Origin of the sequence: Allobosea massiliensis, from assembly GCF_042655245.1 — a bacterium.
GTDB classification, from domain to species: Bacteria; Pseudomonadota; Alphaproteobacteria; order Rhizobiales; family Beijerinckiaceae; genus Allobosea; species Allobosea massiliensis.
On sequence record NZ_JBHSLU010000061.1, the window covers coordinates 31059 to 38711 of the forward strand.

Annotated in this window: 7 protein-coding genes; 4 read left to right on the forward strand and 3 right to left on the reverse strand. The window is 68.0% G+C overall.

Annotated features, from left to right (window positions below; translation table 11 throughout):
• Nucleotides 1–83 precede the first annotated feature (83 nt).
• From ACFPN9_RS17650 to ACFPN9_RS17665, 4 genes are all read left to right on the forward strand, one after another.
• The gene (locus ACFPN9_RS17650; protein ID WP_066733680.1) at nt 84–1457 is read left to right on the forward strand and encodes an MBOAT family O-acyltransferase; all 1374 of its coding nucleotides are present in this window, start codon (nt 84–86) and stop codon (nt 1455–1457) included.
• Entirely contained in the window at nt 1432–2460 is a 1029-nt protein-coding gene (locus ACFPN9_RS17655) for a hypothetical protein (RefSeq protein WP_377817345.1), read from the forward strand. Before ACFPN9_RS17650 ends, ACFPN9_RS17655 begins: the two co-directional genes overlap by 26 nt.
• 193 nt (nt 2461–2653) lie before the next feature.
• Nucleotides 2654–3076, forward strand: a complete 423-nt coding sequence (dksA, locus tag ACFPN9_RS17660; protein ID WP_066733676.1) for an RNA polymerase-binding protein DksA — start codon at nt 2654–2656, stop codon at nt 3074–3076.
• A gap of 175 nt (nt 3077–3251) precedes the next feature.
• Entirely contained in the window at nt 3252–4490 is a 1239-nt protein-coding gene (locus ACFPN9_RS17665) for an alpha/beta hydrolase (RefSeq protein ID WP_245282296.1), read from the forward strand.
• A 4-nt stretch (nt 4491–4494) separates the two neighbouring features.
• On the opposite strand, the gene ACFPN9_RS17670 is transcribed toward ACFPN9_RS17665, so the two are convergent.
• The 3 genes from ACFPN9_RS17670 to ACFPN9_RS17680 form a co-directional block, all read right to left on the reverse strand.
• Nucleotides 4495–5592, reverse strand: a complete 1098-nt coding sequence (locus ACFPN9_RS17670; RefSeq protein ID WP_066733673.1) for a catalase family protein — start codon at nt 5590–5592, stop codon at nt 4495–4497.
• 71 nt (nt 5593–5663) lie between these two features.
• The gene (locus ACFPN9_RS17675; RefSeq protein ID WP_066733670.1) at nt 5664–6335 is read right to left on the reverse strand and encodes a L,D-transpeptidase; all 672 of its coding nucleotides are present in this window, start codon (nt 6333–6335) and stop codon (nt 5664–5666) included.
• 267 nt (nt 6336–6602) lie between these two features.
• Entirely contained in the window at nt 6603–6923 is a 321-nt protein-coding gene (locus ACFPN9_RS17680) for a hypothetical protein (protein ID WP_066733669.1), read from the reverse strand.
• Nucleotides 6924–7653: the final 730 nt, after the last annotated feature.

Sequence of the window (7653 nt, forward strand, 5' to 3'; positions counted from 1 at the left end):
CCCGATGCGGCGAGCCAACCTCCCGACATGACAGCCCCTTCATAATCGGTTAACCGGGCGCGTCCCTTGTTGCGCCCGGCCCGATGCTCTTCAACTCCTTCGCCTTCCTGCTCGCCTTCCTGCCGCTGGCGCTCGGTCTGCACTGGCTGGTCGAGCGATTTGCGCCGCTCTGGCGGCTGCCGCTTCTGCTGGTGCTGTCGCTGGCGTTCTATGCCTATTGGGACTGGCGCTTCCTGCCGCTGCTGATGGCCTCGATCCTGGTCAACTGGCTGGTCGCGGAGGGCTTCCAGAAGACCCGTTCCGGCGCGCTGATCACGGCTGCCATCGTCGCCAACCTGCTCGTGCTGGCGCTGTTCAAATACTTCAACTTCTTCGGCGATCTCGCTGCGATGATTCCGGGTTTGCCGGCGCCGAAGCTCGATCTGGCGCTGCCGCTCGGCATCTCCTTCTTCACCTTCCACCACGTCATGTATCTGACCGATCTGCGCCGCGGCCAGGCGCCGCGCTACGATCTCGTCCGCTACGGGCTCTACATCGCCTTCTTCCCGCAGGTGCTGGCCGGGCCGCTGGTGCGCTGGCGCGAGATCATGCACCAGTTCGAGGAACGGCCCTATCAGCGGCCCGACGCCGCCGAGCGCTTCGGCCGCGGGCTTCTGCTGCTCACCGCCGGCCTCGCCAAGAAGGTGCTGATCGGCGATCCGCTGGCCGAATACGCCAATCCGGTCTTCGCCGCCGCGGCCGCCGGCAAGGTCGTCTCGGTGGTCGAGGCCTGGCAGGCGACGCTGGCTTTCACCTTCCAGATCTATTTCGACTTCTCCGGCTACACCGACATGGCGCTGGGCCTCGCCCTGCTGCTCGGCATCGTCCTGCCGCAGAATTTCAAGACGCCCTACCGCTCGACCAGCATCCAGGATTTCTGGCGGCGCTGGCACATGACGCTGTCGCGCTTCCTGCGCGACTATCTCTACATCCCGCTCGGCGGTTCGCGCAGCGGCCTGCCCACGCAGGTCTGGGCGCTGTTCGCCACCATGGCGCTGGGCGGCCTCTGGCACGGCGCGGGCCTGACCTTCGTCGCCTGGGGCGCCGCCCATGGCCTGGCCCTGATCGTCGCGCTGTTCTGGCGCCGCGCCGGCTGGCCGATGCCGCCGCTGCTCGGCTGGCTTCTGACCTTCCTCTTCGTCGCTTTCTGCTGGGTGCTGTTCCGCGCGACGAGCTTCGAGGCGGCGATCACCATCTACAAGGGCCTCTTCGGTCTCGCCCCGCTCGGCACAGGCTTCAAATGGCGGGCGCTGCTGCCGGCCGCCGCCTTCGCGATCATCGGGCCGACCGCCTGGGCCCTCGTCCACCGGCTCACGCCGTCGCGCTGGCTCGCCGTGGTGGCGGGCGTGCTGTTCGTCCTCATCCTCTTCAAGATCGGCGAAGACGCCAATTATGAGTTCATCTACTTCCAGTTCTGACGCGGCGGTCGGCGCTTCGGCGGCGAGCGAAGCCCGCTGGGCTGGGTTCGCGCGCAGCTTCGTCGTCACGACGCTGCTGGCGCTGCTCGGTACGCTGACGCTCGCCTGGCTGATCGACCCCTACGACACCGGCAACACCCCGCTGTCGCTGCGCGAGGGCGTGCGGCCGCAGGGTCCGCGCACCGCCGCCGCCAGCCGCGGCCGCGACCCTGCCTTTCAGGGTGCGATCTTCGGGAATTCCCATGTCCAGCTGCTCTCGCCGGAGCGGCTGCAGGCGACGACCGGCATCCCCTTCGTCTCGCTGATGGCGCCCGCCTCCGGCCCGAAGGAAGGGCTCGTCCTGATGGACTGGTTCCTGCGCCATCGTCGCGAACCGCCGCAGGCCGTGATCGTCGGCATCGACGACCTCTGGTGCACGGCCGATCCGCAGATGCCGAACGCCAAGCCCTTCCCGTTCTGGCTCTACAGCCGCGACCGCGCCGAATATCTCGTCGGCCTGCTGCGCTTCGACGTGCTGGAGGAGTTCCAGCGCCGCATCGTCTATCTCCTCACGGGCCGTGGCGAGCGCGCCAGACGCGACGGCTATTGGGACTACGAGCCCAATTACATCGGCATGGGCTATGATCGTGACCCCGGCAAGCGCGCGGAACTGGAGGTCTACATGCCGATCGGCGGCAATGCCGATGGCCCCTATCCGGCCGTCAAGGCGCTGGAAGCGATGATGGCTCAGGTGCCCGGCACCAAGCTCATTCTGCTGCGCCCCCCGGTCTATCGCTCCGCCCTGCCCCGGCCCGGCAGCCCCTCGGAACGGCCCGACGCCGGCTGCCGGAACGCCTATGCCGAGCTCGCGGCGCGCCGCCCGCTGACCACCCTGATCGACTGGCGCCGCGACCGACCTGAACTCCACGATCCGAATCAGTTCTTCGACCGCTCGCATTACCGCCAGCCGCTCGCCCTGCTGGTCGAGGCCGAGATCACCGCTGCCCTCGAGGCAATGCGCTGAGGCAACGCTCCGCTGGCTCCGGCCAGCGCAAATCGCTGTTGCACCGGGCAAAACACGTCCCCGTAAAGAAGCGCTCGGGCGCCTCCAATCCGATTGTGAGCGCCCCCCGGCATCGCTATAAGGGCGCCAAATCGGCGGCCCTCCCACGGCAAGGTCGGTGGGCGCCGGGGGACGACAACCAGAGAGTGCGCCTATGTCGAAGCAGATCATCCTCGACGCGGACTACAAGCCCAGCGACGACGAACCGTTCATGAACGACCGGCAGCGCGAGTATTTCCGGGGCAAGCTGCTGGCCTGGAAGGACGAGATCCTGAAGGAAGCCCGCGAGACGCTGGTCACCCTGCAAAGCGAGAGCGAGAACCACCCCGACATCGCCGACAGGGCCTCCTCCGAAACCGACCGCGCCATCGAGCTGCGCGCCCGCGACCGCCAGCGCAAGCTGATCGCCAAGATCGACGCCGCCATCGCCCGCATCGACGACAACACCTATGGCTATTGCGAGGAGACGGGCGAGCCGATCTCGCTGAAGCGGCTTGAGGCGCGGCCGATCGCCACCCTTTCGCTGGAAGCGCAGGAGCGTCACGAGCGCAACGAGCGCGTCTTCCGCGACGACTGAGACGCTCGTCCACGCCGGACGCATCGAGCCCCGCTCCTCCGGAGCGGGGTTTTTTCGTGGCTCACGCCGCTGCCGTCACGCGCGGCTTTCCTCGCCGCCTCGGCCCGGTCTATGCTGCCCCTGGGGAAGCCGATCGGCCAGCGGAGACGGCGATCGGCGGCGGGGGACAAGCGTCATGTTGCGTTGGATCATGCGTCCATGCCTGGCCGCACTCGTGGCGGCCGGCCTTGCCGGTTGCGCTGGCGATGTCCGCGGCGTTCTGCTGCCAGTCGCCACGGCAGCGCCTGACACCAGCCGCGTCACCATGCTGGTTGCGACAACGCGCGCGCCTGATCCGGATGACGGCCTGCTCTTTTCGGGCGAACGCGGCCGGCCAAGCTTTGCCGAGATCACGGTTTCGGTGCCCAGCGAGGCGCGTCGCAAGGTCGGCGAAGTGCAGTGGCCGAAGGCCCTGCCCGGCAATCCCGAGACCGATTTCGTCACGCTCAAGGTCGAGAAGCTCGACCAGAAGGGTGTGATCTCCCGTTTCCACAACGCCGTGCAGAAGGTCCCGAAGCGCCGGGTGATGGTCTTCATCCACGGCTTCAACAACCGCTTTGAGGACGCCGTCTACCGCTTCGCCCAGATCGTCCACGATTCGAAAGCGCAGGTGGTCCCGATCCTGTTCACCTGGCCCTCGCGCGGCTCGGTCTTCGCCTATGGCTATGACCGCGAGAGCGGCAACTACTCGCGCCGCGCGCTGGAAAACCTGTTCCAGGCGCTCGCCCGCGACCCGGCCGTCGGCGAGGTCTCGGTGCTCGCCCACTCGATGGGCAACTGGGTGACGCTGGAAGCCCTGCGCGAGATGTCGATCCGCAACGGCACGATCTCGCCCAAGATCGCCAATGTGATGCTCGCCGCGCCCGATGTCGATGTCGACGTCTTCCGCAGCCAGGTCGCCGACATGGAGGGCCGCCGCCCCCGCTTCACCCTCTTCGTGTCGCAGGATGACCGGGCGCTGGCGGTCTCGCGCCGGGTCTGGGGCAGCACCGCCCGCCTGGGCGCGATCGATCCCGACACCGAACCCTATCGAACGCAGCTCGAGAAGGCCGGCATCACGGTGCTCAACCTGACCTCGCTGCGCTCCGGCGACCGTCTCAACCACGGCAAGTTCGCCGAGAGCCCCGAGGTGGTGAAGCTGATCGGCTCGCGCCTGATCGAGGGCCAGCCGATCACCGACACCCGCATCGGCCTGGGCGAAAAGGTTCTCCAGGTCACTGCCGGCACCGCCGCGGCCGTCGGTTCCGTGGCGGGGCTCGCGATCTCGGCGCCCGTCGCGGTGGTCGATCCCGAGACCCGCCGCAACTTCGCCGATAAGACGGAGGCCGTCGGCCAGGCCCTGCGCGACGCAGGGACCGCCGTGACGACAGACTGAGCCCTCAGCGCACCGGTACCGCGCCGGCGCGCGGCTCGTGGATCGGGCAGCCATTCTGGCGGGCCCTCAGATCCTTCGACATCGCATAGGTCTCGCGCCGTGCGCGGTTGATACCGCCCAGCGGCCGGTGCGCCGCGAGCGCGTGCCAGACCGAGAACGACATCCGATCGTCGATCGCGGCCGCACGCGCCTCGCTCCAGGATTCCTGGGGCGCGACCTCAACGCGCGCCACCGTGAGGAAAGGACTTTCCTCTTCCGGCCAGATCACCGAAGCGTCCTCGATCGGCATGGTTTCGGCATTGGTCCGCAACTGGACCCTGAGCTCCCAGACCCCGCCCTGAGCATGGAAATGGTCGATCAGGCTGTCGCGAAGCCCGTTCGGCCGGCCGCGCAAATAGAGTTCGGCATCCTTGAGCCGCTTCAGCGCATCGGAGGCCGGGGCGAGCGAAAACTTCGCGACATGCTCGCCATAGCGGAAGGGCGTTTGGCCGTAATAGGTCTCTCCGAGCGGGTTGGTCATCGGATGCCCGCCGACGGATTTCAGGGTCGCGCTTTCGCCGCCGACAGCCTCGATCACCTGCTCCGCGCCGCGCGCCACGGTCGAGAAAGCCTTCTTCAGCCCGGGCGCGCGGTCGGTCGTCTTGGCCAGCAGCGACAGGCTCTTCGCGAAGGCCGCCGGGTCCGGCGCCAGGAAGGCGGGCCCGTTGACCATGACGAAATCCTGCGTCGGCGCCTCGTTCGGCGCGAGATGCTCGCCCTCGACGCCGACGACCTTCAGCGCCAGCCCGCGCGGCACCGAGACGGCGTCGTCGAGGATGTCGCCGGGGTTGGTGGAGATCCGCAGGATCGCCTCATGGCGGCCGGGCTTTGCGAACAGCCCCTGAGCGTAGGGCGCCGGCAGCCCGTCCAGCACCGTGAAGGTGCCGATGAGCAGCGCATGGCTCTTGGCGTGGACGGTGCGCAGGCCGTGGCCGCCATTGGCGAAGGTCGTCTCGCCGATGGAGCGCAGCGCCTCTTCGAGATCGCGGATGGTCTGCGCTTCGTCCGGAGCGGGTTGCTCCAGCGCGGGGTCATAGGGCAACGGCGTGGCGACAGTCTTCATGGGGCTCTCCGGATCGACGGTTGTCTCTCAACCGCCGGTCCGGACGCCTTGTTCCTGTCCCCCTCGCCGGCTCAGGCCGGCAACACGACGACCTTCGTCTTCACCGGAGTCTGGTCGTAGAGGTCGATCATGTCCTGCGTCAGCAGTCCGACGCAGCCGCTGGTGATGCCGGAGCCGATCGACTCCTCATCGAGCGAGGCATAGATCGTGTAGAGCGTGTAGCGGCCGTTCTGGTAGAGATGCAGCGTGCGCGCGCCCAACGGGTTGTCGAGGCCGCCCGGCATGCCGCGAGCGTATTTGGCGGCTTCCGGCTGCCGCTTGATCATCTCCGGCGGCGGCGTCCAGGTCGCCCATTCCGACTTGCGACCGACATAGGCATCGCCGCTCCAGCGGAAACCGTCGCGGCCGACATTGGCGCCGTAGCGCGTGGCGTTGCCGTCGCCCTCGATGCGGTAGACATAGTAGTTGCCCGGATCGACGATGATCGTGCCCGGCGCTTCCTTGCTCTCGTAGCGAACGGTACGGCGCCAGTATTTCGGATCGACCTTGCTCGGATCGGTCGCCGGAATCGCGAATTTCTTGTCGTCGACGGGCCCGTAGAGCTTCTTCGCCTCGGCGAGGCTCATCCCGTCCTGGGTGACGCAGCCTCCGAGCCCGAGCGCGCCGAGCGCCGCCGTCCCGCCGAACAGGAACGCCCGGCGATCGAGCGCCGCCGCGGCGGCTTTTCTGCCGTCGATGATCATGATGTCGGACGTCCCATACGCTGTTGAACCGGTCGCGAGGCCAGGGTCTGACAGCGGCCGTGACCCTCGCGCGGCGGAGACTGTCCCCAGATCGCGCGCTTGGCAAGGGCGAGGTTGAGGCAGCGCCTTCCGCCGCCAGCCGCCGCGGGGCCTGTAGCGCCCCTCGTTCCTGGCCCTTGTGACGCGATGGCCGGCCCCGAAACGCGAAACGGCCCCGCCCGGAAGGGCGAGGCCGAACGGTCTGCGAGAAAGCGGACCGCTGAACGCTTACGGCTTGGCCGGCACGCTGGTGGAGCCACCGCCGGCCGGGTTCGGCGCCGTTCCGGTCGGCCGGGTGGAGGGCATCGTGCCGGAAGGCGCCATCGGCGGATTGGAAGGGGCGCCGAGCACGCCGCCGCCGGCCGGATTGGCGGTCACGCCAGGCTGGCCGGTCGGCGCCACGGTGGCATCATTCGGCTTCGGCGTGGGAGCGGCGGTGGTCGGGCGGTTGTTGCTCGGGGCGTTGACGGGCGGCTGGGTCGACTGGGCGGTCGCGACCATCGGGGCCAGCGCGAGCGCGCCGGCGAGCGTCAAGGTCTTCAGGCTCATGGATGTCTCTCCGTTGTTGCGGTGTCCCCGAACCAACGGCAGGCACCTGCAAGGGTTCCCCGAGGTCGTCACCGCCCCCTGCGACCTTTCCGCCCCCCGCAGGGCGACAAGCCCGCGCCAGACGCGCCGGATTCCAGCCGGACGACGACGCCGGTGAGGATGAGCGAGGACACCAGCCCATCACCGGCAGTCGACCGTGGAACTTTGTCGATGCGGTCCGGTTCGTCTTCGAGCGGCATCGATCGGGCGGCGCCCAATCAGGTGGCACCAGGATCAGCCACCCCACCCCAAGCCGCGACGCAGAAGGAGAGACAACAATGGGCGGCATCTTGCTTTGGTTGATCGGCATCCCGATTCCGCTGATCATTCTGCTCTACTTCATCTTCTGACGGTTCTGGGCCTCCTTGGTAGCCTCCTTCATCGGCTCGAGGCTCAGACACGGGCCGGTCCGGCTCTTCGCCTGATCTGCCTCACGGTTGCGACTACCGACGTTCATCGGCTGAAGGGTTCGGCCACCTCGCGCTGCAAGGTGTCCTGAGCGATCCCAGCCGGAAACCTCGCCCGCGCTTCCACGCGGACGTCACAAACGAGGGGCAGCGGAGCGCCGCGAGGCGCGTGGGTAGATATCCGCAGGTCGTGTCCCATAGCGTGGTGTAGCTGACGGTGGTCACCGGCGATTGCCGGTTAGGTTTGGGTTGTGAACGCCAACCCTGAACCGAGAGATCCCCGA

Coding starts and splice junctions, on each gene's coding strand:
- ACFPN9_RS17650 (WP_066733680.1), top strand. CDS start 84: ATGCTCTTCAACTCCTTCGCCTTCCTGCTCGCCTTCCTGCCGCTGGCG.
- ACFPN9_RS17655 (WP_377817345.1), top strand. CDS start 1,432: ATGAGTTCATCTACTTCCAGTTCTGACGCGGCGGTCGGCGCTTCGGCG.
- dksA (WP_066733676.1), top strand. CDS start 2,654: ATGTCGAAGCAGATCATCCTCGACGCGGACTACAAGCCCAGCGACGAC.
- ACFPN9_RS17665 (WP_245282296.1), top strand. CDS start 3,252: ATGTTGCGTTGGATCATGCGTCCATGCCTGGCCGCACTCGTGGCGGCC.
- ACFPN9_RS17670 (WP_066733673.1), bottom strand. CDS start 5,592: ATGAAGACTGTCGCCACGCCGTTGCCCTATGACCCCGCGCTGGAGCAA.
- ACFPN9_RS17675 (WP_066733670.1), bottom strand. CDS start 6,335: ATGATCATCGACGGCAGAAAAGCCGCCGCGGCGGCGCTCGATCGCCGG.
- ACFPN9_RS17680 (WP_066733669.1), bottom strand. CDS start 6,923: ATGAGCCTGAAGACCTTGACGCTCGCCGGCGCGCTCGCGCTGGCCCCG.